The organism is Micromonospora peucetia (assembly GCF_900091625.1).
In the GTDB taxonomy this organism is placed as follows: domain Bacteria; phylum Actinomycetota; class Actinomycetes; order Mycobacteriales; family Micromonosporaceae; genus Micromonospora; species Micromonospora peucetia.
In genome coordinates this window covers 4,204,854-4,229,027 of record NZ_FMIC01000002.1, presented here as the reverse complement: position 1 = coordinate 4,229,027, position 24,174 = coordinate 4,204,854, and the positions used below count along the sequence as shown (strand labels likewise).

Here is a 24,174-nt window from a genome sequence, read left to right as displayed (position 1 = left end):
GGTCGAAATCAGGCATTGAGATTCGTCATGGCGACCGACATGCTCGTGATTCACGAACATGAACAGTGGGGAAAGCCAACGTGACAAAGTCGCTGCCGACGGGAGGTCGGCGCCCCGCCCCGCTGCGTCTCATCGCCACCGCCCACGCCGTCTCGACGTACGGCAGCTTCCTCAATCTGGTGGCCCTGGGACTGTTCGCCCTGCACCTCACCGGTTCGGCCCTGCAGACCGGCCTGTTCATGGCCGTCCGGCTGACCGCCGGGTTCGTCATGGGACCGCTCGCCGGTCACCTCGCCACCCGGTACCCGGCCAGACCGCTGATGATCGGCTGCGACCTGCTGTCGGCCGGTGCCCTCGCCCTGCTGGTCGTCCTGCCGACCGGGGCCCAGCCCCGGATGCTCTACGTGCTGGCGGTGGTGCTCGGGGCCGGGCAGACGCTGTGGGGTGTGGCGCTGCGGTCGAGCCTGCCCGCACTGGTCGGCCCCGACCGGCGGGCCCGGGCCAACGCCCAGATCGTCACGGCCCGGTCGGTGGCGATGCTGCTCGGCTTCGCCTCCGCGGGGGTGCTCGTCGCCCAGGTGGGCTACCACGCCGCGTTCCTCATCGACGCCGCCTCGTTCACCGTCTCCGCCCTGCTGCTGCTCGCCGTACCGGCCCCGGCCCCGCGCGGCAAGCCGCGGAGCACGACCGACACCGCGGCCGCGGGGCCGAACACACGTCGCCTCGGCGTGCTGCGCGGCGTCACCCCGGTCGTCCTGGCGATGATCGCCGTACGCTCCGCCGACGCCCTCGGCTCCGCCTCACACAACGTCGGTCTGCCGGTGTACGCGACCCTGGCCCGGCCCGACTCGCCAGCGGTCTTCGCGGCGTCCTTCACCACCGCCTGGGCGGCGGGCAGCCTGCTCGCCGGCCGCTGGTTCGCCCACCGGGCGAAGCGGGGCGCCCCGACCGGATCGGAGCGAGCCTTCGGCATCGCCACCTGCCTGATGTCGGTCGGCTTCATCCTCGCGTTCACCGCGCCCCCCATCTGGGCGCTGATCGTCGTGACCCTGGTGGCGGGAGCCGCCGACGGCTACGCCGAGATCAGCTACACCACCCGCCTCCAGGCCGTCGACGAGTCCCGCCGGGCCCACCTGTTCGGCTTCGCCAGCGCGGCCCAGAACGGCGGCTTCGGCCTCGGCATGGTCGGCTGCGCGGTGCTGCTGGACCGGATCGACCCGTTCCCCGTCGTCGCCGCGGCCCACGGGCTGGCCCTGCTCACCGCGCTGGCCTTCCTGGTGGCGCGCCGGCATCTGTATGCCGCACCACAACCCCGACCCACCGCTCGACCAGTCGAGGTGACCCAGTGACCCCTCCGTACCCGGCCGGCCGTCGCCCCGCCATCAGCCACGGCCGCGACCTGCCCGCCGACCCCGACCATCCGTGGTCCCTGGGCGAGGCGTTGCGGCGCGCGGCGGTGCGCTTCCCGCACGCCGGCATCCACGTCGTGGCGGCCGACGGGCGCACCCAGTTCCTCGACTACCCGGCGCTGCTCGCCCGGGCCCGGACGGTCCGCGCCGGGTTGGCCGCCCGCGGCCTCGCACACGGCTCGTACGCCATCCTGCGGATCAGCTCGGGGGCGGAGTTCTGGCCCGCGTTCTGGGGCTGCGCCCTCGCCGGTGTCGTGCCACTGACCACCGCCGCTCCGAGGTCGTACGAGCTGGACGATCCCGCCCTGGCCGCCCTCCTGCACGCCTGGCGGGCGCTCGACGCCCCGCTCGTCGTCGCCGGGACCGACGACGTCGACGGGCTGCGCCACCTGCCGCTCGGCGGGCAGGTCGTCGCGGTGAACGACCTGGCCGAACCGGATGCCGAAGGCGGGCCAGGAGACGGGGGCAAGCCGGCCGACGGGGTCGAACCGGGCGACGGGGGCAGCAGGCCGGGTCGGCATGCCGACGGTGGCGCACCCGACGAACTGGCGGGCCTCGCGCCGGAGACCGTGGCACTGCTGCAACTCTCGTCCGGCAGCACCGGCACTCCGAAGATCATCCCGTTGACCCACCGAGGGCTCTGCGAGTACGCCGTCGGCGCCCGGGAGATGCTCGACATCCGGACGGGCGACGTCCTGCTCAACTGGCTCCCGCTGGACCACTCCGCCGGCCTGCTGCTCTACCACGTCGGCGGGGTCTTCCTCGGGGTGAGCTCCGTGCACGTCGCCCCCGAACGGGTGCTCGCCGACCCGCTGCGCTGGCTGGAGCTCGTACGACACCACCGGGTGACCCACACGTGGGCCCCGAACTTCGGCCTGCGCCTGGTCGCCGACGCGGTCGCCCGGGAGCCGGAGCGTCGATGGGACCTCGCTGCCGTACGGTGCGTGCTCAGCGGCGGTGAACAGTGCCTGCCGGAGACCTTCCAGGCGTTCGTCGACGCCACCGGAATCCCGGCGAGCGCGATGACACCCGCCTGGGGCATGGCGGAGACCACCACCGCCATCACGTTCGCCCCCGGCGGCCTGCCCGCCTGCCTGCACCGTGTCCGCACCGCGAGTCTCACCGGTGACCTGGAGTTCGTCGACGACAGCGACCCGGACGGGTGTGTGGAGTTCATCTCGGTCGGCCGGCCCGCCCCCGGAGCCACCCTGCGCATCGTCGACGGCGACGACGGGTTGCTGCCCGAGGGTCGGATCGGGCGGTTGCAGGTCCGTTCGGCCCGGATCACCCCCGGCTACCTCGGCGGCCCGGAGGCCGACCGGGCCGTCTTCGGCGACGGCGGCTGGCTGGACACCGGCGACCTGGCCTTCATGTGGGAGGGACGGATCGCCATCACCGGCCGGGAGAAGGACATCATCGTCCTCAACGGACACAACCAGCCCTGCCACGACATCGAGCAGGTCGCCGGTGCGGTGGACGGGGTGGCCGCCGGGCTCGTCGCCGCCTGCGGCGTACCGGACCCCCGCACCGGCAGCGAGTGCCTCGTCGTCTTCTACGTGCCCGCCCCGGAGCCCGACCAGCCACCGCACCGGGTCGCCCGGGCCGTCACCACGGCGGTCAGCCGGCGGTGGCAGGTCGCCCCGACGCACGTGGTGGCCGTGCCGGCCGACCAGTTTCCCCGTACCTCGGGCGGGAAGATCCAGCGGAGGGTGCTCCGGGACCGGTTCGTGGCCGGCGAACTCGACCCGTCGGCCGCCCGCACGCCGACGGACCGCGCGCCGACGGGCCGGCCAGCGGTACGGACGGCCGTGCTCGACGCCGTCGCCGAACACCTCGACGGCCCGGTCGACCCCACCCGGCCGTTCCACGAACTCGGCGTCGGATCCATCGGGCTCATCCAGATCCGGGCCCGTCTGGAGCAGTTCCTCGGCCGGCCAATTCCGCAGCCGGCCCTCTTCGCGCACCCGACCGTGGAGGCGCTCACCCGGCACCTCACCGGGTCGACGGCCGACCCGACCGACCGGCCGACCGGGCCCAGCGCCGACCGGGACCGCCGGATCGCGGTGATCGGCATGGCCGCCCGGTTCCCCGGCGCGGTGACCGTCGACGCGTACTGGGCGAACCTGCTCGCCGGGGTGGAGAGCATCCGGTTCTTCGACCGCGACGAACTGGTCGCCGCCGGGGTGCCCCGGGAGACCGTCGAGGCACCGGAGTTCGTGGCGGCCAGCGGGGTGCTCGACGACATCGCCGGCTTCGACGCCGGCTTCTTCGGCATCAGCCCCCGCGAGGCCGAACTGCTCGACCCGCAGCACCGGCTGTTCCTGGAGGTCTGCCAGCACGCCCTGGAGGACGCCGGATACGCCGGGGAGCACGACGGGGAGCAGGTCGGCCTCTTCGCCGGCAGCGGAATGAACCTGTACTCCCACCACACCTACCTGCGCAACAACCTCACCGACGCCGCCGGGTCGGCCGACCCGGCCGCCGTCATGGGGTCGGCGCTGGGCAACCAGCCCGACTTCCTCGCCACCCGGGTCGCGTACCGGCTCGGGCTGACCGGTCCGGCGATCAACGTGCAGACGGCCTGCTCCACCTCGCTCGTCGCCGTCCACCTGGCCGTCCGCGCGCTACTCGACGGTGACGCCGACGTGGCGATCGCCGGCGCGGCCGCGGTGCACGTACCGCAGGTCACCGGCTACCGCCACACCCCCGGCTCGATCCTCTCCGCGAACGGCCGCTGCCGGCCGTTCGACGCCGACGCCGACGGCACAGTCGGCGGAAACGGGGTCGCGGCGGTCGTCCTCAAACCGCTGGCCCGTGCCCTCGCCGACGGCGACCCGGTGCACGCGGTCATCCTCGGCTCGGCGGTGAACAACGACGGGGCCGGCAAGGTCGGCTTCACCGCCCCGGGCGTCGCCGGCCAGGTCGACGTGGTCCGGCGGGCGCTGCGTAACGCCGCCGTACCGGCCGCGTCCATCGGATTCGTCGAGGCACACGGGACGGGCACCGCGCTCGGCGACCCGGTGGAGCACCACGCCCTCGCCGAGGCGTACGCCACCGCGCGCCCCCTGCTCGGCTCGGTGAAGGCGAACATCGGCCACCTGGACAGCTGCGCGGGGATGGCTGGCCTGATCAGGGCGGTGCTGAGCGTACGCACCGGCCGGATCCCGCCACAGATCAACTTCACCCGGCCGGCGGCGGACCTCGACGGCAGCCCGTTCACGATCACCACCAGCGCCGTGGACTGGCCGGGGGCTACCCCGCGACGGGCGGCGGTCAGCGCGCTCGGCGTCGGCGGCACCAACACCCACCTGATCGTCGAACAGCCGCCCGCCCGTGCCGTCCCGGCGGCCGGGGCGGGACCCGAAGGCGGAAAGCCGGCCCTGCTGCCGCTCTCGGCGGCCGATCCCGCCGCGCTGGCCGACCTCGCCGTCCGCTACCGCGACCACCTGCGTCGCCACCCGGACCTGCGCCTGCCCGACCTGGTGCTCACCACCGGGCGGGGACGGCGCCAACTGCGCCACCGCCTCGTCGCGCTGGGCGGCTCCAGCACCGCCCTGGCCTCGGCCCTCGACCGGTACGCCGCCGGCCTCCCGGCAGCCGACGTGCTCGTCGGGGACGCCGCAACGGCCGGCCCAGGTCCGATCGCGCTGGCGTTCCCGGGGCAGGGTGACCTGCGTACCGTGGTGTTCGACCTGGCGGACCGGTTCCCGGTCGTCCGCGACGTGCTCGACCGGGCCGGGGCCGCTTACCGCCTGGCCTTCGACGACGACCTGCTCGCCCGGCTGCGGGACCGGCCGGACGCCAGCGCGGCGCCCACCGACGTCGCGCAACCGGCGCTCGTCGTGACCGGCGTGGCGCTGGCCGAACTCTGGCGATCGTGGGGGGTGACCCCGGACTACGTGCTCGGACACAGCGTCGGCGAGTACGCCGCGCTGATCACCGCCGGCGCCCTGTCGCTGGACGACGCGGTACGGCTGACCGCGCACCGTGGCCGGCTCATGCGCGACCGCGTCGCGCCGGGCGCGATGGTGGCGGTGCTGGCCGGGCGGCCGGTGGTCGACGACCTGATCGCCGGGTCGGGGCTGGAACTCGCGGCGGTGAACGGCCCCGGCCAGCATGTGGTGGCCGGGCCGGCGGACGAAATCGACGCCCTCATCACCAGAGCCGGGCGACACCGCGTGCCGATCCGCCGGCTCCCCGTCAGCCGTGCCTTCCACTCGGCGGCGGTGGAGCCGATGCTGGCCGAGTTCCGCGCGCTGGTCGGCGAGGTCGACCTCCGGGCCATCCGGGTGCCGTTCGTCAGCACGCTCGACGGGCGCGTCCGCGAACCCGGGTGGCGGCCGGACGCCGACTACCTCTGCCGCCAGGCCCGCGCGACGGTCGACCACCACGCCGCTGTGCGGACCCTCGCCACCCGGGGCTGCCGGACGATCGTCGAGGCGGGAGCGGACGGCGTGCTGACCGGCATCGCCGGCACCGCCGCCGAGCGGATCGCGCCGGTCGGTGCCGCCCACGAGGCATTCCTCAACGCCGAGCCGGGCGCGACCTGGGTGCCGTCCCAGCGCCGCGACCTCGGCCCGGCGGACGGGCTGTGGCGGGCGCTGGCGGAGCTGCACTGCGCGGGCGTACCGGTCGACTGGGCGGCCGTCGCCGGCGACGGGGCGCACCGGGTGCCGCTGCCGACCTATCCGTTCCAGCACCGGACCTACTGGATCGACCCACCCGTCGGCACCGGGGCGGGCCCCGCGGGCGGCGTCCGCCCGGTTCCCGCCACCACCGGCACAGGGGCGACTCACGTCCTCGACCGGATCCGCGCCCTGGCCGCCAGCAAGCTCGGGCTGACCGTCGCCGAGGTCGACCCCGACGAGACATTCTTCGGCCTGGGCGCCGACTCGTTGCTCCTGATCACCGTGTCCCGGGAGATCGAGAAGGCGTTCGGGGTCCGGGTACCCGTCCGCGAGCTCTTCGCCGCCCTGGACACCCCGCGCCGGCTCGCCGAGGCGGTGAGCACGTCCGCACCGTCCGTCGACGCGCCCGCGCCCGCCTCGCCGGGCCGGGCAGAGCCGGCGGCCGCCCGCTCACCGTGGCCGGCCGAGCCGGCAGCACCGCAGCAGCCGGTCGCAAGGTCGCTGGCGGCCGAGCCGGCGGTCCGCCCGGACACGGTGCCACGCGAGCTTGCCGAGATCATCCACCGGCAGCTCGACCTGATGGGGCAGCAGTTGGCCCTGCTGCGTGCCGCCACCGCACCGGCCGCTGGGCCGGCGACGGAACCGGCGTCCCGGGTGGTGCCGCCGGCAGCCACCGGGGCCGCCGAGCAGCCGACGCCCGACGAGATCGCGCCGCTGTCGCCCGGCCAGCGTCGGCTGTGGCTGATCGAACAACTGCACCCCGGCACGCCCGCCTACACCGACGCGGTGGCGGTCCGACTACGCGGAGCACTGGACGTCCCCGCGTTGCGGGGCGCGCTGCACGACGTGGTCGACCGGCACGCCCCCCTGCGCACGGTCTACCGGGAGGTCGACGGCGAGCCGTGCCAGGTGGTCCGGGCCCGGACGCCGGTGCGCCTGCCCGTCCGCGACCACGCCGGCCAGGACGAGGACGACATGGTCCGGGAGGTGCTGGCCGCGGAGAGCCGACGGGTCTTCGACCTCGGCGCGGGGCCGGTGTTCGCCTTCACGCTGCTGCGCTTCTCCGCCACGCACCACGTCCTGGTCATGACGTTCCACCACCTGTCGACCGACGGCGGGTCGTACACCGTGCTCACCCGGGAGGTGTCGGCCTGCTACCGGGCCCGCCTCGCCGGCACGCCGGCGCACCTGCCCCCGCTGCCGACCACCTACCCCGAGCTGTCCCGGGCCCGGCACGAGCAGCACCAGGACGCCGGGGAGAAGGCGCTGCGCTACTGGCTGACCCGGCTCGACCCGCCGCCGCCCACCCTGTCGCTCCCCTCCGACCTGACCCGGCCGGCGCTGCCGGCGGCCACCGGCCGCAGCGTCTTCGACGAGATCCCGGCCGACCTGACCGCCCGGCTCCAGCAGCTGAGCCGGGCCCGGCGGGTCACCCCGTTCACCACCCTGCTGAGCGCGTTCGGCGTGGTGCTGTTCCAGTACAGCGGCCAACCTGACCTCATCGTCGGCACCGGGTCGACGGGGCGGGACGAGGCGACCCAGGACCTGATCGGGTTCTTCGTCGACACCCTGCCGCTGCGCCTGGACCTCAGCGGCGACCCGACCTTCGGCGAACTGCTCGCCCGGGTGCAGTCCATCGCGGCGGACGGTTACGACCACGCCGACGTGCCGTTCGACGCCCTCGTCCGGGCGCTCGCACCGGACCGGGAGGCGGGACGCCACCCGCTCTTCGACGTCGCCATCGAGTACGAGACCGGCGGGGCGTTCGCCTTCGACCTGCCCGGCGTCACCGCCGAGCCACTGCGGGTGGGCCTGGACAAGGCGCCGGTCGACCTCATGGTCCACCTGACGCACGGCGACACCGTCACCTGCCACGTCGAGTACCGCACCGAGGTCTTCGACCCGGTGACGGTACGCCGGATCCTCGATCGCCTGCACCGGGTGCTCGACGAGGTAACCCGGGACCCGCACGTACCGCTGTCGCGGCTGGTCGACGAACCCACCGTGCGGTGCGGTGCGTCGGTCCCGCCGTCGAACGACCGGTTGCACGAGCTGTTCACCCGGCAGTCGGCCCGCACGCCGCAGGCCGTCGCGGTGGTGGCCGGCGAGACCCGCTGGACGTACCGCGACCTGCACGATCGGGCCGACGCCACCGCCCGCCGCATCCGCGCGGCCGGGATCGGAGCGGACGACATCGTGGCGGTCTGCCTACCGCGCCGGCCGGAGCTGATCGCCGCGCAACTCGGGGTCCTGATGGCCGGCGCGGCGTTCCTGCCGCTCGACCCGGAGCTACCGCCCGCCCGGGTGGCCGCGCTGCTGGCCGACAGCGGGGCCCGGCTGTTGGTCGCCACGGCGGGCGTCGACCACCCGACGGGCGTGCCACGCCTGCTGGTCGAGGAGCCGACCCCGGCGCATCTGCCGGCCCCGGCGGCGGCACCCGCCCCGGAGCACCTGGCCTGGTGCGTCCACACCTCCGGATCGACCGGCGCCCCCAAGGCCGTCGCGGTGCCGCACCGAGCCGCCGTCGACACGGTGACCTGGCACGCCCGCGCCCTCGCGCTGACCGGCGCCGACGCCGTCGCGCACGGGCTCGGCCTGGGCTTCGACGCGAACCTCGCCGAGATCTACCCGGCGCTCGCCGCCGGCGCGACCATCCACCTCGTCCCGTCGCAGGCCTGGTCGGATCCGGCCCGACTACGCGACTGGTGGGCCCGGTCGGGGATCACCGTCGCGTTCCTGCCGACGCCCCTCGCCGAGCTGGTGTTCGCCCTCCCCACGCCGCCCGCCGGCACGCTGCGGGCCCTGGTGGTGGGCGGCAGCCAGCTGCGCCGCCGGCCGCCGGCCGGATTCCCGGCGCGGGTGCTGAACGCCTACGGCCCGACCGAGAACACCATCGTCACCACCGCCGGCCCGGTCACCCCCGACGGCACCGGACCGATCGACATCGGCGAGCCGGTCGACAACCGGCGGGTCTACCTGCTGGATCCCCGGGGCCGGCCGGTTCCGCCGGGTGCGGCCGGCGAGCTGCACGTCGGCGGCGGCGGCCTCGCCCGCGGCTACCTCGGTCGACCGGCGGACACCTCGGCGGTCTTCGTGCCCGACCCGTACTCGCCGACGCCGGGGGCGGTGATGTACCGGACCGGGGACCGCGTCCGGCTGCGCGGCGACGGCACGCTGGAGTTCCTCGGCCGGCTCGACGACCAGGTGAAGATCGCCGGGCACCGGGTGGAGCCGGGTGAGGCCGGAACCGTCCTCGCACTGCTGCCCGGGGTACGGCAGGCCACGGTGGTCGCCCGACACGACCGGGGTGACGACCCGTATCTGGCCGCCTACGTCGTGCCGGAGACCGACACGGAGTCCCCCGCCGACCGGGCCACCCGCCTCACCGGCGCCCTGGTCGAGCTGCTGCCGGCATACCTGGTGCCCCGGGCATGGGTCACCCTGGACGCGCTGCCGACCACCGACACCGGCAAGATCGACACAGCCCGCCTGCCGGCACCGGCCGTCGACACCACCGGGCCGCAGGCCCGCACCGAGAACGAGCGGTTGCTCCACGACGCCTGGTGCGCCGAGCTGGGGGTGCCCCGGCTGCCGCTGGACGTCCCCTTCTTCGCCTCGGGCGGCCACTCGCTGGCCGCGGTGCGGCTGGCGAACCGGCTCACCGACCTGCTGGGCAGCGAGGTCGGCGTCCACCGGATCCTGCGGGCACCCGGAATCCGGGCGATGGCGGCGAGCCTCGCAGCGGACCTGGGCCTGCCCGACGAGGTGCCACACCAGCCGGAAGAGCCAGCAGACGGCGACGGCCCGGCGGTCGAGGACCGCGCGCCGGCGACGTACCAGCAGGAGACGATGTGGCACCGCCAACGGGTGGCGCCCAACCCGGCGGCCGTGCACATGTCCGTACGCGTCGCCCTGACCGGCCGGCTCGACGTCCCCGCCCTGCGGGCCGCGCTCGACGGTGTGGTCGCCCGGCACGAGGCCCTGCGGACCCGGGTGGTGGAGCGCGACGGCGCGGTCGTCCAGGAGGTGCTCGCGCACCGGACGCTCCCCCTGCCGGTGGACCTCCTGGACGCGGCCGACGTCGACGCCGCCGAGGTCGAGGCGTGGTGCGTGGCAACCGGCCGGGAACCGTTCCCTGCCGACGGTCCCTGGCTGCATGCCCGATTGGCGCCGCTGGCCGGCGACCGCTGGGTGCTCATCATGATCGTCCACCACCTCTGCGGGGACGGCTGGTCGATGGCCCAACTCCTGCGCGAGATCGAGGAGGGCTACCGCGCCGCCCTGGCCGGGCGGACGCCCGTACTGGAGGTGGCGGCCATCCGGTACGCCGACCACGCCCGCCGCCAGCGGGGCACGAAGGTACCGGAGGCGGTCCTGCGGTACTGGCGCGACCACCTCGCCGGGGCACCCCGGTCGGTGCCGCTCCCGACGGACCGCCCCCGGCCGGCGACGATCTCCGGCCGGGGAGCCGAGTACGCCTTCGACGTTCCCGCCGCGGTGACCGGGCGGCTCCACCGCCTCGCCGACGAGCTCGGCACGGGCCTCTTCCCGATCCTGGCCAGCGGGTACGCTCTCCTCGCGGCACGCCTCACCGGGGTCCGTGACATCGTCCTGGCCTGCCCGTACGCGCACCGCGACAGCCGGGACACCGAGAACGTCGTCGGCCTGTTCACCAGCCCGATGCTGCTGCGGCCGTCCCTCGACGCGCCCTGCTTCGCCGACCTGGTGAACCGCACGCACACGGCGTTCCTCGACGCCATCCGGCACCAGCCCGCGCCACTGCCCGCGGTGTACGCCGCCGTCGACCCGGGCTGGCGTCCCGGGATGACGCCCCCGGTCGCCAGCACCCTGTTCGCCTGGAACCCCCGCATTCCGTCGCTGCGACTCCCCGATGTCACCGCGGAGGTCGCCGACCAGGGGCTGGCCTGTGCCCGCCGGGACTACACGACAGTGATCACACCGGTGGGTGACGGGCTGCGCGGAGTCGTGGAGTACTCCACCGACCTGTTCGACGAGGCGACGGTCGCGGCATGGTGCGCGGACTTCGTGGCTCTCCTGGCCACCGCCGCCGCGAACCCGCACGCAACGCAGGACGCGGCGGCACAGCGGACCTGACGACGGCGACGCGCTGGCCGGGACCCGGCAGGACGACGAGCCGCCCCCGGCCGGCGAGGTCGCCGGGCGGGGGCGACGCGGCCGTCAGCCGCGACGGTCGAGCCAGCGTCGCAGGTCGGACGAGCGCTGCTCGGCTGAGGGCCGCCGTTCCTCGGAGGGGCGGCGCTGTTCGACCTGCGGGCGCTCCACCGGGCGGCGCGGATCGCCGACCAGCTCGCGGCTCGGGGCGGCGAAGGCCTTCTCCGGCTCACCGTCGACGGCGGTGCCGATGACCCGGGCGACCGCGTCGATCACCTTTGCCTGCACCGCCGCGCCCACCGAGTCGGTCGGGTCGTCCGGGTTGGCGGCGATGCCGGCGACCGCCACCTGCGGGGTGAAGCCGACGAAGGTCTCGGTGGCGTTCTTCTCCGAGCTACCGGTCTTGCCGGCCACCGGCCGGCCGTCGAGGATCCGGTTCACCGAGGTGGCCGTGCCCCCGTTGCACTGCGCGAGCGTGGACTGCTGGCCGACCGGGCAGCGGGCCGCATCGGTGGCGGCCCGGGCCACGTCGGCGTCGAGCACCCGCCGGCAGGACGGATCGCCGACCGGCACCCGCTGGCCGTCGGCCGCGGTCACCGAGACCACCGGCAGCGGCGCACAGTACGTCCCCTCGGCGGCCACGGTGGCGTACGCGTTGGCCAGGTCGAGCGGGGTGGTGGCGGTCACGCCCAGGGTGAACGAGCCCCAGTTGGCGGCGTCGTTCTCGGCGAAGGTGGCGTCGGCGTCGGCCCGGAAGGCGATGCCGAGGCGCTTGGCCATCTCGACCACCTTCTCCTGCCCGACCTGCTCGGCCAGCCAGACGAAGTAGGTGTTCACCGAGCGGCCGAAGCCGTCCCACATCATCCGGTAGCCGTCCATCCACTCCGGGTTGGCGTTGGCCGGGCACCACCGGCCGTCACAGCTGCCCTCACCCTCGGCGGCGTACCGGGTGGGCAGCCGGCTGGGCGCGTCGAAACCGGTGGACAGCGGCTTGCCGGCCTCCAGCGCGGCGAGCATGGTGAAGAGCTTGAACGTCGAGCCGGCCTGGTAGCCGGCCACGCTGCCGCCGCCGGAGATGAGCGGGTTGACGGTGTTGGGGTGGTTGGCCTGCCCGTCCGGGTTGGCGTCGAGGCTGTAGTGCCGGTTGACCGCCATCGCCAGCACCCGGCCGGTGCCCGGCTCGACGGCGGCGATCGGCAGGGCGCGCTTGTTGCCGTAGGAGTAGACGCTGGTGGCCTGCTTCTGCGCGGTGGCCTGGATCTGCGGGTCCAGCGAGGTCACCACGGTGTAGCCGCCACGGCGCAGCGCCTGCTCACGCTCGTCGACGCTGGCGCCGAACTCCGGCTGCGCGAGCCACCACTGCCGCAGGTAGTCGCAGAAGAAACCCCAGTCGTCGTGCCCCTGGGCGACGGCGGTGCAGCCGTTGGGCTGGGCGGTGGGGCGCAGCGTCAGCTTCTCGGCCCTGGCCCGCGCGGCCTCCTCGGCGCTGATCGCGCCGGTCTCGACCATCGAGTCGAGCACGTAGCCACGGCGCTCCAGGGCGGCGTCCACGTCGCCGTCGATCGGGCTGTACGCCTCCGGCGACTGCACCAGGCCGGCGAGCAGGGCCGCCTCGCCGAGGGTCAGCTCCGCCGGTGACCTGGCGAAGTAGCGCTGGCTGGCCGCCCCGATGCCGTACGCCCCGGAGCCGAAGTACGCGATGTTCAGGTAGCCGTTGAGGATCTCGTCCTTGCTCAGGCTCTGCTCCAGCGCCGTGGCGTACCGGATCTCCTGGATTTTGCGCCCGACGGTCTGCTCGGTGGCCGCGGCGCGCTCCTCGGCGGTGCTGCCGGGGTCGGTCTTGAGCACGTTGCGGACGTACTGCATGGTCAGCGTGGAGCCGCCCTGCTGCCCGCCGGAAGCGTTCGACACCACGGCCCGCAGCAGACCGCGCAGGTCGGCGCCACCGTGGTCGTAGAAGCGCCGGTCCTCGGCCGCCACGATCGCCTGCCGCATCACCGGGGCGATCTCGTCGAGCGGCACGTCGGTGCGGTTGACGTCGTAGAACGTGGTGATCAGCGTTTTGCCGTCGTTGGCGTAGAGGTAGGAGCGTTGCGGCGTGACCGGGGTGCGCAGCGCCTCGGGCAGCGCGGCGTACGACCCGACCGCCGTCTTGGCGGCGAACCCGAGCAGCAGGTTTCCCGGCAGCGCGGCGACCGCCAGGACGAGGCCGGCAAGCACGCCGGCGAGCAGCACGGTGAACAGCCGCGACAGCGGCGGGCGGGGTGGGGCCATGGTCACCAGGATTGCCACGTAAGGGGCCAACCGACCACCCCCGCAGCCCTGTTGTCAGCAATTTCACCGCCCGTGACCAGCTACTTCCCATCCCACCGGCCCCGCGGCCACCACCAGTCCCGGCAGCACCCGACGCGCCCCGCGCGACGGGTCGGCGGCGCGGCGGGTCAGGTGGGCAGAGGGCCGTTCGGGCCGGGAGCGGCCGGGGCGGCGGCGAGGCTCGCGCTCGCCGCGTCGCGGGCGATGTCGCGGGGCACCAGGCGTCCGGAGCGGTAGCCGATGCCGATGCCGGCGATCAGCACGAAGATCGCGCCGAAGGTCTGCAACGAGCCGATCAGCGCGCCGCCGACGCCCAGCAGCGGAGCGGCGATCATCAGCATGGCCCCGTCGCCGATGCTGAACGCCCCGGACCGGGCCACCGACCAGCCGGTCAGCAGCCAGCCCAGGCTGTAGCAGGTGGCGCCGACGAGCACGAGTGTCCGGGCGGTGGTGCCGAAGACCGGGGTCTGCTCCGCCAGCCCCGCGAAGGGCAGCATGAGCACCGTGCCGGCGATGGAGACGAGCAGGCCGGCGACGGCCGCCCGGCGGCTGCGGGTCGCCGCCAGCAGCCCGGTCAGCGCCAGCAGGGCGAGCAGGCCGAGCCACACCGCCGCCACCCAGCCCACCAGGTAGAGCGGCCGGCCGTCGGCCGGGTACGGGTCGTTGCCCACCCCGCCGTCGCTGCCCATCGCCACGACGGCGTAGAGGATGGCGTACGTGGGGAGCAGCCACACCGCGCCCCGGGCGAGCCGCCGCAGCGACCAGGCCCAGGTGGCGTTCGTGGCCGGCACTATCGGCGTCGGCTCGACGAACGGCAGTACGCCGAACCCCCCGCCGGTACGCCGGCTGCCCAGTGGCCCGGTGGGGTCGTGCGCGCCGGGCACCGGGGCCGAGGACCGTACCCGCTTCGCCGGATCCTTCATGCGTCACCTCGCTCGTCGAAGAGCGGTGCGGGACGCGCCGGGGCGCCCCGATGCCTGCTCACCGCCCGTCCTAGGACCGATGGTGGCAGGCACCGGAGCGCCCCATGAGTCTTTCTCGCATTTCCGGGCGGATCGGCGCCCGGGGCCCGGTCAGCCTCGTTCGCGCTGGCCGGCCGGGTCGTTCAGCAGGCTCGCCGGGGAGACCGGCTCCGGCGCCGGCAGGCCCTGCGGCTTGCCGCCGGTGACCTGCGCCTCGGCGACGCGTACCTCGTCGTGGATCTGCTGGGCGGCGGCTGCCGCTGCCTGCGCGGCCTCGGCCGCCTCGCGCTCCACCTCGATCGCGCTGCGGGCCGCCTCCGGCGCCGGCTCGTCGCCGACCATCCGGCTCAGCCCGCCGAGCGCGCCGCCCATGCCCTCCAGCGCCTTGGTCAGCTCGGCCGGCACGATCCAGACCTTGTTGGCCGAGCCGCTGGCGATCTGCGGCAGCGCCTGGAGGTATTGGTAGGCGAGCACCTTCTGGCTCGGGTTCGCCTGGTGGATCGCGTCGAACACCGTCCGGATCGCCTTGGCCTGCCCCTCCGCCTCAAGGATCCGGGCCTGCCGGTCACCGTCGGCGCGCAGCACCGCGGACTGCTTGTCACCCTCGGCGGTGAGGATCTGCGACTGCTTGTGCCCCTCGGCGGTGAGGATCGCCGCGCGGCGGTCCCGCTCGGCGCGCATCTGCTTCTCCATCGAGTCCCGGATGCTCGCCGGCGGCTCGATCGCCTTGATCTCCACCCGGGTCACCTTGATGCCCCAGCGGCCGGTGGTCTCGTCCAGCACGCCCGACAGGTGCCGGTTGATCTCCTCGCGGCTGGTCAGCGCCCGCTCCAGGTCGAGCGAACCGATCACGTTACGCAACGTGGTGACGGTGAGCTGCTCGATGGCCTGGAGGAAGTTCGAGATCTCGTACGTGGCCCGGACCGCGTCGACCACCTTGAAGTAGAGCACCGTGTCGATCGACACGACCAGGTTGTCGGAGGTGATCACCGGCTGCGGCGGGAAGCTGACCACCTGCTCACGCATGTCGACCTTGGTGCGCACCGCGTCGACGAACGGGACCAGGAGGTTCAGCCCCGGGTTGAGGGTGCGCTTGTACTTGCCGAGCCGCTCCATCACGTCCTGGCGCTGCTGCGGCACGATCCGCACCGCCTTGGCCAGGGTGATCACCCCGATCAGCGCGATGGCAATCAACAGGACCGGGATCACAAGTTCCATGTACTCACCTTTTCGCTTCGGGTAGCTCGCCGGAAGGGGAAACGTCGTCCCGCCACACCAGGGCGGTGGCGCCCCGCACCTGGATCACCTGTACCCGTTCGCCGGGGGCGAAACTCTGGCTCGCGTCGTAGGAGCGGGCCTGCCACAACTCACCGTCGATCTTCACCATGCCCTGCCCGGCGTCGATGTGCTCCAGCACCAGCGCCGTGCTGCCCTCGATCGCCTCCACACCGAAGGGCTGCTCGCCGCTCTCGAGCGCGGAGCGGCGGTGTCTGCGCAGCGTCGGGCGTACGCCCAGCACCGTCAACGCCGACACCCCGGCGAAGACGATCGCCTGCACCTCGACCGGGGCGCCGAGCGCCGCCGCTCCCGCGGCGGCCAGGGCCCCGACCGCGAACATGATCAGAAACAGCGTCGTCGTGAAGATCTCGGCGACCGTCAGAACGACACCCAACACGATCCACAGCACGGCGTCCACCACCCGATCGTGACACGTCAAAGCACGTGGAGCCCACTCCCGAAGATCAGTAAGCTCGGCGGCACGCCGTCCGCCCGCTTCTACGGCGCCGGAATCCCCCCGAGGAGAGCCCGTGTCACTGCTGCCCGACACCGTCCGCCAGGTCGATGCCCTCGTCGCCGGGGCGCAGTCCGCCGGCCGTACGCCGTCGCTGCTGGTCGGGGTGGTGCGGGACGGCGTGCTGACGCACCTCGCCACCGCCGGCGAGCACCCGCGCCCCGACGCCGACCTCCAGTACCGCCTCGGGTCGATCAGCAAGACGATGACCGCCACCCTGGTCATGCAGGAACGCGACGCCGGGCGGCTGGCCCTGGACGACCCGCTGGAGAAGCACCTGCCCGGCACCGGCGTGGGCACGCTCACCCTGCGGCAGCTGCTCGGCCACGCGAGCGGCCTGCGGCGCGAGCCGGACGGGCAGTGGTGGGAACGCGCCGAGGGCGCCGACCTGGCCACCCTGCTGGCCGGGGTCAGCGCCGAGAAGATCGCCTATCCGGCGCACCGCGCCTACCACTACTCCAACCTGGCGTACGGGCTACTCGGCGGGGTGCTGGAGCGGATCACCGGCACGCCCTGGGCGGACCTGCTGCGCCAACGCGTGCTGGAGCCGCTCGGGATGCGCCGCACCACGTACGCGGCGACCGAGCCGTTCGCCCGCGGCTACGTGGTGCACCCCTGGCACGACACGCTGCGGGAGGAGCCGCGTACCGACACCGGGGCGATGGCCCCCGCCGGGCAGCTCTGGTCGACCGCCGAGGACCTGGCCCGGTGGGCCGCCTTCCTGGCCGACCCAGTGCCGGAGGTGCTGGCGGCGGGCACACTGACCGAGATGTGCGTCCCGGTGTCGATCAGCGACCCCGACTCGTGGACCGGTGGGCACGGCCTGGGGCTGGAACTCTACCGACAGGGCGAGCGGGTGTACGTCGGGCACGGCGGCTCGATGCCCGGTTACGTGGCCGCCCTGGCGGTGCACCGCCCCTCCCGCACCGGCGTGATCGGGTTCGCCAACTCGTACGGCTTCCGGACCGGCGGGCTCGGCGGGCTCGCGCTGCGGACCCTCACCACCGTGCTGGACGCCGAGCCGGCCCTCCCGCGGCCCTGGCGGCCGGCCGCCACCGCCCCGCCCACCGAGGTCGACGAGGTGGGCGGCCGTTGGTGGTGGATGGGGGCGCCGCTCGACCTCACCTGGGACGCGGTCACGGGTGAGTTGGTCGCCCACGTACGCGGCGAGCGGGTGAGCCGGTTCGCCCCGGAGGGCCCCGACCGCTGGCGTGGTCGCTCCGGCCCGGAGAACGGCGAAATCCTGTCGGTGCTGCGCGACAGGTCAGGGCGGGCGGTGGCGCTCGACATCGCCACCTTCGTCTTCAGCCGCACCCCCGACCAGGAGCCCTGACCGCGCACGTCCGGCCCCTGCGTCCGCGATCCGGACGCAGGGCGGACGTGCGGGGCCATCCGACGGACCGCGACGACGCTCAGGCCGGTTCGGTGACGAAGTCGATCAGGCGTTCCATCGCGTTGATCAGCGGCGTCTCCACATCGGCGAAGCTGTCGACCCGGGACAGGATGTGCCGCCACATGTCCGCCGGCTCGGCGACCCCGAGCGCGGCGCAGACGCCCTCCTTCCACGGCCGCCCCGGCGGCACCACCGGCCACGCCGCGATGCCCAGCGCCGCCGGCTTCACCGCCTGCCACACGTCGACGTACGGGTGCCCGGTGACCAGCACGTGCGGGGAGGTCACCTTCGCGACGATCCGGCTCTCCTTGGAGCCGGCGACCAGGTGGTCGACGAGCACGCCGAGGCGGCGGCCGGGGCCGGGGGCGAAGTCACGTACCTCGGCGTCGAGCGCGTCGATGCCGTCCAGCGGCTCCACCACCACACCCTCGACGCGCAGGTCGTCGCCCCAGATCCGCTCGACGAGGGCGGCGTCGTGGATGCCCTCCACCCAGATCCGGCTGGCCTTGGCGACCTGGGCGGGTACGCCGTCGACGGCGATCGAACCGGATGCGGTGCGCCGGCGGGCGGCCGGCACCGGGGCGCGGGCCGGCCGGCGCAGCGTCACCGGCTGCCCGTCGAGCAGGAACGCCGCCGGCAGCAGTGGGAAGTTGCGTCGGCGTCCGTGCCGGTCCTCCAGCACCACCGCGCCGGCCTCGAAGCCGACCACCGCCCCGCAGAAGCCGGAGTCGGCGTCCTCGACCACGAGGTCCGCCTCGGCGTCCACCTCGGGCGTGACCTTCCGCCGCCGCCAGTCCCCCGCCAGCACATCGTCCGCATACCGCCGCCCCATGCCGATCAAGCTAACCCCCCACCACCGCCCCCGCACCCGACACGCCGACCTCGCCCCCACGCCGCCGCGCGGGTTGTGCCGCCCCACAAAAGGGGCAGAGATCGACGATCCACCCATCACAATTGCATGATCGACGGGGAGGCGGACGGGCGGAGCGGCAGTCGAGACAGGGGCGGCGGTGACCACGTACCCTTTCGGCATGTCCACCCCCGCAGCGGGCGCGGCCACTCTCACACCGCGTCGGTCCAGCCGGTTCGTGGCCTGGGTGCGCGCATGGCGCGCCGGGCTGGTGCCCTTCGACGAGGTCGCCGACGCCGTCGCCGGCCACGAGGAGCACCTGGTCGCCGACGCGCCCGGCACCTGGACCGACGTCCCTCTGCCCCAGGCGCTGCCCACCCTCGCGAAACTCTCACCCGACGAGATCCGGCTGGTGCTCCCCGCGCCCGGTGACCCGCGCGGGCTGCCCGGGCCGGGCGGCGACTTCGCCGGCGCGGCGCTGGTCGCCGGTGAGGCGGTCGTCGCCGGGGGCCTCGGGCTGATCCCGCAGGTGCGCACCCACACGTCCGGCTCCGGCGACACCTTCGAGACGGTGCTGTGGCGGGTCTACCCGCTGCCGGCCGACGCCCCGGCCGCCTCCCTCACGTTGCCCGGCGCGGCCGAGGCCGAGGCGGAGCTGGCGGCTGCCCTGGCCGACACCACCGCCGCGCTGACCAGGCTGGACGTCGCCCAGTGGCGGCCGGAGCTGGCCGGCGCGTTGGAGGCGCTGCGCCGACCGGACGGCGCCACCGACCTGCCGCCCGGGTTCGACCCACGGGCCCGACGGCTCTTCGCCCGGGCCGCCGTGCTCGACCGGGTGCTCGCGCTGGCCGGGCACGCCACGCCGGGCGGCGCGATCAACAACTACGAAGCCCAGCAGCGCGACGCCGCGTTGCGCCCGCTGACCACCGCCTGCCGGCAGGCCCTGGTGGCCGCCTGCAACGCCCCACTACGCCCCTGACGCCGGATCCGCGCCATCGTCTGTGGTCGCTCAGGCACCGCGTTCGCTGAGGGTTTGCTGCGCCCACTGATCCAGTGTGCGCGCGAATTCGGTCATCTCGGCCTTGCCTGAGGACGGCATCGACGTCCGGGAGGCTCTCCGGTATTTCACGCATACCCCGAGATTGCTGACGCGAAAGTAGACCCGCACCTCGCGCTCGTGCCAGCCGTGCTCGTCAAGGTCTATCTCCTCAGAGACATAGGCTTCGTCGCCGAGGCCGGAAAGCCGCTCGCCCACTGTGGGGCAACCCCCCAGATTCGCGGGGAGGATGGGACCCTCCACGCTGAGCCGGGTGATCTCACCCTCGGGATCTCGGCTGGGTTCCCACGAACAGCTGCTCGTGGACTTGTGTAGCGCCCACAGCTTGGCCTTGGGCACCAACGGCGCCATGGCCCCGGGGTGCTCGGTCAGATACAGGCACACGTTCGGCGATGTCGTGAACCGTTTGGCCGCCGGCGATCCGGAAGAGGATACGGGCATCGTGGCCGACGGGCTGCCGGACATTTGGCCCCCGTCCAGGGCTGCCTCCCCGTTGCGCGTCCGGTCCGGCGCGAGCAGGTAGCCAGTCGCCAACAAGCCGGCCGACAGGACCACGGCGATGCCGCTCAGGCCGACAATCCGCGCCCGCGAAACACGCCGGGCACGCGGATCGCTCTTTCCCGCCAGCAACGACTCGCTCAGCTTCGCGGTCAGCGGGGTGAGGCGAGCCGTCGGCCGGTCGTCAGCCGTGACGCCGGCGGCGACCTCCCGCAGGCGCTCCGCAGCCACCTCGGCAGACGGACGTTCCTCCGGGCGTCGCGCCATCAGGCCGAGCAACGTCGGGTTGAGCGGACCGGCATGTTCAGCCGGTGCGGGGTCACGGCTCAGCACGGCAGCGATCAGTTCCGCCGGATCGTCCGTGTCGTACGCGGACCGGCCCTCGACAGCGAAGTACAGCGTCGCGCCAAGCGACCACAGATCGGACGCCGGCTCGGCACCCCGCCCGGTCAGCCGCTCAGGCGGCACATAGCCCAGCGTGCCCATCACCGAGCCGGTCCCGGTGAGCCCCCGGGTGGCACCGACGACCGCGGCGATTCCGAAGTCCGTGAGTACGGCGCGACCAGCCCGGTCCAACAGGACGTTCTGCGGCTTGATGTCACGATGCAGGATGCCGGCGTCATGAGCGACCTTCAGGGCCGCGAGCAGCCCTTCGCCGATCTCCGCGGTCCGCCGTGGACTCAGTGGCCCGTCCTCGCACACCACGGTGTGCAGTGATGCGCCGTCGACCAGGCCCATCACGATCCAGGGGCGGCCATCCTCGAGCAGGACATCGTGGATGGTCACGATGCCGGGGTGGTTCAGCCGCCCGGCCGCCCGCGCCTCGATGATCGCGCGTTCCCGCAGCGCCATGCGTTCGGATTCGCTCAGTCCTTCGGGCAGTCGCAACTCCTTCACGGCAACCTCGCGGTCCAGCAGGGTGTCCTCAGCCCGCCACACGACCCCCATGCCGCCGCTACCGACCGGCTCGGTCCGCAGGACGTATCGACCGGCCGCCAGGGTACGCCGCTCCTCCGTCACGTCCGGAACGATAGCCGGGGTATGCCCGTCGGCGAACGTCGACAGCGATGGCGGCATTCACCGGCTTCGACAGGAACGAGATCCAGGGATGAGGCCGCGGGGCCATCGCCGCGCGCCGGCTGCCGGACTTCGTCCGGGCGGGGGACGAGGGCCGCTGGGCCCCGGGCTGGTCGACCGAGCTGGCTGACGCCCGGGTGCTGATCGTCGGGTACGGCTCGATCGGCGGGCGTTGCCACGTCAGCGCGGGGCGGCCCGGGATCAGATCTCGTCGACCAGGTCGGCGACCGAGTTGACGATCCGCGACGGGCGGTACGGGTAGCGCTCCGCCTCGGTGCGGCTGCTGATCCCGGTCAGCACCAGGATCGTCTCCAGACCGGCCTCCAGCCCGCACAGGATGTCGGTGTCCATCCGGTCGCCGATCATCGCGGTCGTCTCGGAGTGCGCGTTGATCGTGTTCAGCGCCGAACGCATCATCATCGGGTTGGGCTTGCCGACGAAGTACGGCTCGACGCCCGTCGCCTTGGAGATCATCGCGGCGACCGAGCCGGCGGCCGGCAGCGCGCCCTCCACCGACGGGCCGGTCACGTCGGGGTTCGTGCAGATGAACCGGGCGCCGTCGTTGATCAGCCGGACCGCCTTGGTGATCGCCTCGAAGCTGTAGGTGCGGGTCTCCCCCAGCACCACGTAGTCCGGGGCGAAGTCGGTCAGCACGTAGCCGACCGCGTGCAGCGCCGTGGTCAGCCCGGCCTCCCCGATCACGTACGCGGTGCCGCCCGGCCGCTGGTCGGCCAGGAACTGTGCGGTGGCCAGCGCGGACGACCAGATCGCCTGCTCCGGCACGTCGAGGCCCATCCGGCTCAGCCGTGCCGTGAGGTCGCGGGGCGTGTAGATCGAGTTGTTGGTGAGCACCAGGAACGGCTTGCCGGAGAGGCGCAGCCGGGAGACGAACTCCGGCGCGCCAGGCACGGGCTGGCCCTCGTGCACCAGCACGCCGTCCATGTCGGTCAGCCAGCTCTCCACCGGCCTGCGATCCTGCATTGTCACTCGTTCCAGGGGTGTCGGGGTCGCCGGCGAGGCCGGCGCGGCGGTCAGGAGGCCGGGCTCCTGGTGACCGGCGCGGCGGTCAGGCCGGGTCACCGGTGCTCGGGGCGGCGGGCCGGCACGCAGCACACCCTGGGGCAGGTGTCCCACATCGGCAGCTCGCCGAGGCGGCGGCGCAGGTCGACCCCGTCCGGGTCGGTCCGCTCCCGGACCAGCTCGCGGACCATCGCCACGAACCGGGGATCGGTGCCGGGGGTGGCGGCCCGGACGAAGTCCAGGCCGAGCTGCCCGGCCGTCTGGCGCGCCTCGGTGTCCAGGTCCCACACCACCTCGAGGTGGTCGGAGACGAACCCGATCGGGCTGACCAGCACGCCGGTGGTGCCGGCCTCGGCCAGCGTACGCAGGTGGTCGTTGACGTCCGGCTCCAGCCACGGCACCTGCGGCGGGCCGGAGCGGCTCTGCCAGACCAGGTCCCACGGCAGGTCCGGGGCGGCAGCCGCGTGGACGAGCCGGGCGACCTCGGCGAGTTGTGCCTCGTACCGGCCGCCGTGCGGGCCGGCACTGGCCGCCATCGAGTTCGGCACCGAGTGCGCGGTGAACACCAGCCGGGTGCTGTCCCGCTTCGCCGGGTCGAGCCGGCGCAGCGCTGTCCGCACCGCGTCGGCGTGCGGCTCGACGAAGCCGGGATGGTCCCAGAACTGGCGCAGCTTGTCGATCAGCGGGGCGTCCGGGCCGACCGCCGCGCGGGCGGCGGCGATGTCCTCCTGGTACTGCCGGCAGGAGGAGTAGCCGCCGAAGGCACTGGTCACGAATGCCAGAGCGTGGGTGACCCCGTCGTCGCGCATCTGCGCCACGGTGTCGGCGAGCATCGGGTCCCAGTTCCGGTTACCCCAGTAGACCGGCAGGTCCACGCCGTTGGCGGCGAAGTCGTCCCGGACCGCCGCGAGCAACTCCCGGCACTGCCGGTTGATCGGGGAGACGCCGCCGAAGTGCTGGTAGTGCTCGACGACCTCCGCCAGCCGCTCCGGCGGCACGCCCCGCCCCCGGGTCACGTTCTGCAGGAACGGCATCACGTCCTCGGGCCGCTCCGGCCCGCCGAAGGACACCAGGACCACCGCGTCGTACGCCATGGCCCCATTCTTCCCGGTCGCGCCTTCCTGCCGGGCAAGGCCCCCTGGTCCCGGGGGTCAGAAAGGGGTCCCCTGCCATACCGCAGGCGTTGACAGGGGCCCTTCCTCACACCGCAGAGGGCATCTGATCTCGCTTGGCGAGGTTGGTCCGATCAGGGGCTTTCGAAGCCGCCGTGTTCGCGAGACTCCCCCTCCAGCGCTAACCCGCGATGTCGATCTCCCTCGCGGGAGGGAGGAGTCGATTGCAGGATTCGTGTTGAGTGGCGGCATGACTTCCACGGCTTTCGCCAGCGATCGTCCCCTAGCCCCTGCACAGCCCGGCACCGGTGTCGTCGTGATAGCTCGTCTGATGGCCCTTTGCTGCATCGGGTTCGCGGTCGTCAACGTCGTCTTCGAGATGACCGACCGCTTCGCCGACGGCCCCTATACCGAGTACGCTTCCGCGATCGCCGTGATGAACTGGCTTGTCGTCGGGCTGAAGACGGTGGGAGCGGCTTTGGCACTGTTGTCGGTCGTCGAACGCCCGAGGGTTCTTTCTCCGGCGCTTCTGGGCGTGTTGTTGTGGGGAGCGTTTGCGATGCTGGGCGTGTACGCCGTCGGCAGCGTGGCGCAAGCGGTCGGCATGGTCTCGGGCCTGGCGGGTACCGCCGACCAGATCGACATCGCCGGAATCGGTTACGTGCTCTTCTTCCTGGTGCTTGCAATTGGTTACGGCGCCCTGGCGATCTCTTACTCGCGGCGCTTCGGGCTTCGGAAAGGCGTCGCCGTCCTCGGCGTGCTCGGGGCACCCGTGGTGCTGGGCGTGATCCTGCTGGCTATCCCAACTCTGCTGGCCGCCTTCGGCCTCATGCCTACGCCCTGACTCCCCGTCGCCGACCAGGGACGGGGTGGCCTCGAACACGAAAGCCGGTCAAACGCCGATGGGTCGTCGAACACACCCTCGGCTGG

At 73.6% G+C, this 24,174-nt stretch carries 13 protein-coding genes; 5 read left to right on the top strand and 8 right to left on the bottom strand.

All coding sequences use genetic code 11. The features are described 5' to 3' along the window. Positions 1-80 precede the first annotated feature (80 nt). Together GA0070608_RS19640 and GA0070608_RS19635 are read left to right on the top strand one after the other, a co-directional pair. Positions 81-1,349 (top strand): MFS transporter, encoded by a 1,269-nt coding sequence (locus GA0070608_RS19640; RefSeq protein WP_176733766.1) that lies wholly within the window; start codon positions 81-83, stop codon positions 1,347-1,349. Then, on the top strand, positions 1,346-11,152 hold the full coding sequence (locus GA0070608_RS19635) for a non-ribosomal peptide synthetase/type I polyketide synthase (RefSeq protein ID WP_176733765.1): 9,807 nt from the start codon (positions 1,346-1,348) through the stop codon (positions 11,150-11,152). The genes GA0070608_RS19640 and GA0070608_RS19635 overlap by 4 nt, the downstream gene beginning before the upstream one ends. A gap of 84 nt (positions 11,153-11,236) precedes the next feature. On the opposite strand, the gene GA0070608_RS19630 is transcribed toward GA0070608_RS19635, so the two are convergent. From GA0070608_RS19630 to GA0070608_RS19615, 4 genes are all read right to left on the bottom strand, one after another. Next, positions 11,237-13,444, bottom strand: a complete 2,208-nt coding sequence (locus GA0070608_RS19630; RefSeq protein ID WP_091635544.1) for a transglycosylase domain-containing protein — start codon at positions 13,442-13,444, stop codon at positions 11,237-11,239. Between the two features lie 167 nt (positions 13,445-13,611). After that, positions 13,612-14,406 (bottom strand): hypothetical protein, encoded by a 795-nt coding sequence (locus GA0070608_RS19625; protein WP_091630039.1) that lies wholly within the window; start codon positions 14,404-14,406, stop codon positions 13,612-13,614. A gap of 150 nt (positions 14,407-14,556) precedes the next feature. Continuing rightward, positions 14,557-15,663 (bottom strand): SPFH domain-containing protein, encoded by a 1,107-nt coding sequence (locus GA0070608_RS19620; RefSeq protein WP_091630038.1) that lies wholly within the window; start codon positions 15,661-15,663, stop codon positions 14,557-14,559. Between the two features lie 4 nt (positions 15,664-15,667). After that, the gene (locus tag GA0070608_RS19615; protein WP_091630037.1) at positions 15,668-16,141 is read right to left on the bottom strand and encodes an NfeD family protein; all 474 of its coding nucleotides are present in this window, start codon (positions 16,139-16,141) and stop codon (positions 15,668-15,670) included. A 112-nt stretch (positions 16,142-16,253) separates the two neighbouring features. On the opposite strand from GA0070608_RS19615, the gene GA0070608_RS19610 reads away from it, so the two are divergent. Beyond that, positions 16,254-17,570: a serine hydrolase domain-containing protein gene (locus GA0070608_RS19610; protein WP_091630036.1), complete on the top strand. Its 1,317-nt coding sequence runs from the start codon at positions 16,254-16,256 to the stop codon at positions 17,568-17,570. Positions 17,571-17,649: 79 nt separating this feature from the next. On the opposite strand, the gene GA0070608_RS19605 is transcribed toward GA0070608_RS19610, so the two are convergent. Further along, complete coding sequence (locus GA0070608_RS19605; protein WP_091630035.1) at positions 17,650-18,462, bottom strand: DUF3097 domain-containing protein; 813 nt, start codon at positions 18,460-18,462, stop codon at positions 17,650-17,652. 199 nt (positions 18,463-18,661) lie between these two features. On the opposite strand from GA0070608_RS19605, the gene GA0070608_RS19600 reads away from it, so the two are divergent. Next, positions 18,662-19,459, top strand: coding sequence for a hypothetical protein (locus GA0070608_RS19600; RefSeq protein ID WP_091630034.1), 798 nt, complete (start codon positions 18,662-18,664; stop codon positions 19,457-19,459). A 30-nt stretch (positions 19,460-19,489) separates the two neighbouring features. Here GA0070608_RS19600 and GA0070608_RS19595 read toward each other — a convergent pair whose 3' ends face one another. From GA0070608_RS19595 to GA0070608_RS19585, 3 genes are all read right to left on the bottom strand, one after another. After that, positions 19,490-21,055 (bottom strand): serine/threonine-protein kinase, encoded by a 1,566-nt coding sequence (locus tag GA0070608_RS19595; RefSeq protein WP_176733764.1) that lies wholly within the window; start codon positions 21,053-21,055, stop codon positions 19,490-19,492. A 258-nt stretch (positions 21,056-21,313) separates the two neighbouring features. Then, positions 21,314-22,246 (bottom strand): HAD-IIA family hydrolase, encoded by a 933-nt coding sequence (locus GA0070608_RS19590; RefSeq protein WP_176733763.1) that lies wholly within the window; start codon positions 22,244-22,246, stop codon positions 21,314-21,316. Beyond that, positions 22,189-23,226: a ferrochelatase gene (locus GA0070608_RS19585; RefSeq protein WP_091630032.1), complete on the bottom strand. Its 1,038-nt coding sequence runs from the start codon at positions 23,224-23,226 to the stop codon at positions 22,189-22,191. Before GA0070608_RS19585 ends, GA0070608_RS19590 begins: the two co-directional genes overlap by 58 nt. A gap of 268 nt (positions 23,227-23,494) precedes the next feature. Between GA0070608_RS19585 and GA0070608_RS19580 the strand changes: the two genes are divergently transcribed. Further along, positions 23,495-24,088, top strand: coding sequence for a DUF3995 domain-containing protein (locus GA0070608_RS19580; RefSeq protein ID WP_141719497.1), 594 nt, complete (start codon positions 23,495-23,497; stop codon positions 24,086-24,088). Positions 24,089-24,174 lie beyond the last annotated feature (86 nt).

Bases quoted from the DNA above. Each gene is read 5' to 3' on its own strand.
- GA0070608_RS19600 (WP_091630034.1), top strand. From the start codon at position 18,662: ATGTCCACCCCCGCAGCGGGCGCGGCCACTCTCACACCGCGTCGGTCC.
- GA0070608_RS19605 (WP_091630035.1), bottom strand. From the start codon at position 18,462: ATGGGGCGGCGGTATGCGGACGATGTGCTGGCGGGGGACTGGCGGCGG.
- GA0070608_RS19625 (WP_091630039.1), bottom strand. From the start codon at position 14,406: ATGAAGGATCCGGCGAAGCGGGTACGGTCCTCGGCCCCGGTGCCCGGC.
- GA0070608_RS19620 (WP_091630038.1), bottom strand. From the start codon at position 15,663: ATGGAACTTGTGATCCCGGTCCTGTTGATTGCCATCGCGCTGATCGGG.
- GA0070608_RS19585 (WP_091630032.1), bottom strand. From the start codon at position 23,226: ATGGCGTACGACGCGGTGGTCCTGGTGTCCTTCGGCGGGCCGGAGCGG.
- GA0070608_RS19630 (WP_091635544.1), bottom strand. From the start codon at position 13,444: ATGGCCCCACCCCGCCCGCCGCTGTCGCGGCTGTTCACCGTGCTGCTC.
- GA0070608_RS19580 (WP_141719497.1), top strand. From the start codon at position 23,495: ATGACTTCCACGGCTTTCGCCAGCGATCGTCCCCTAGCCCCTGCACAG.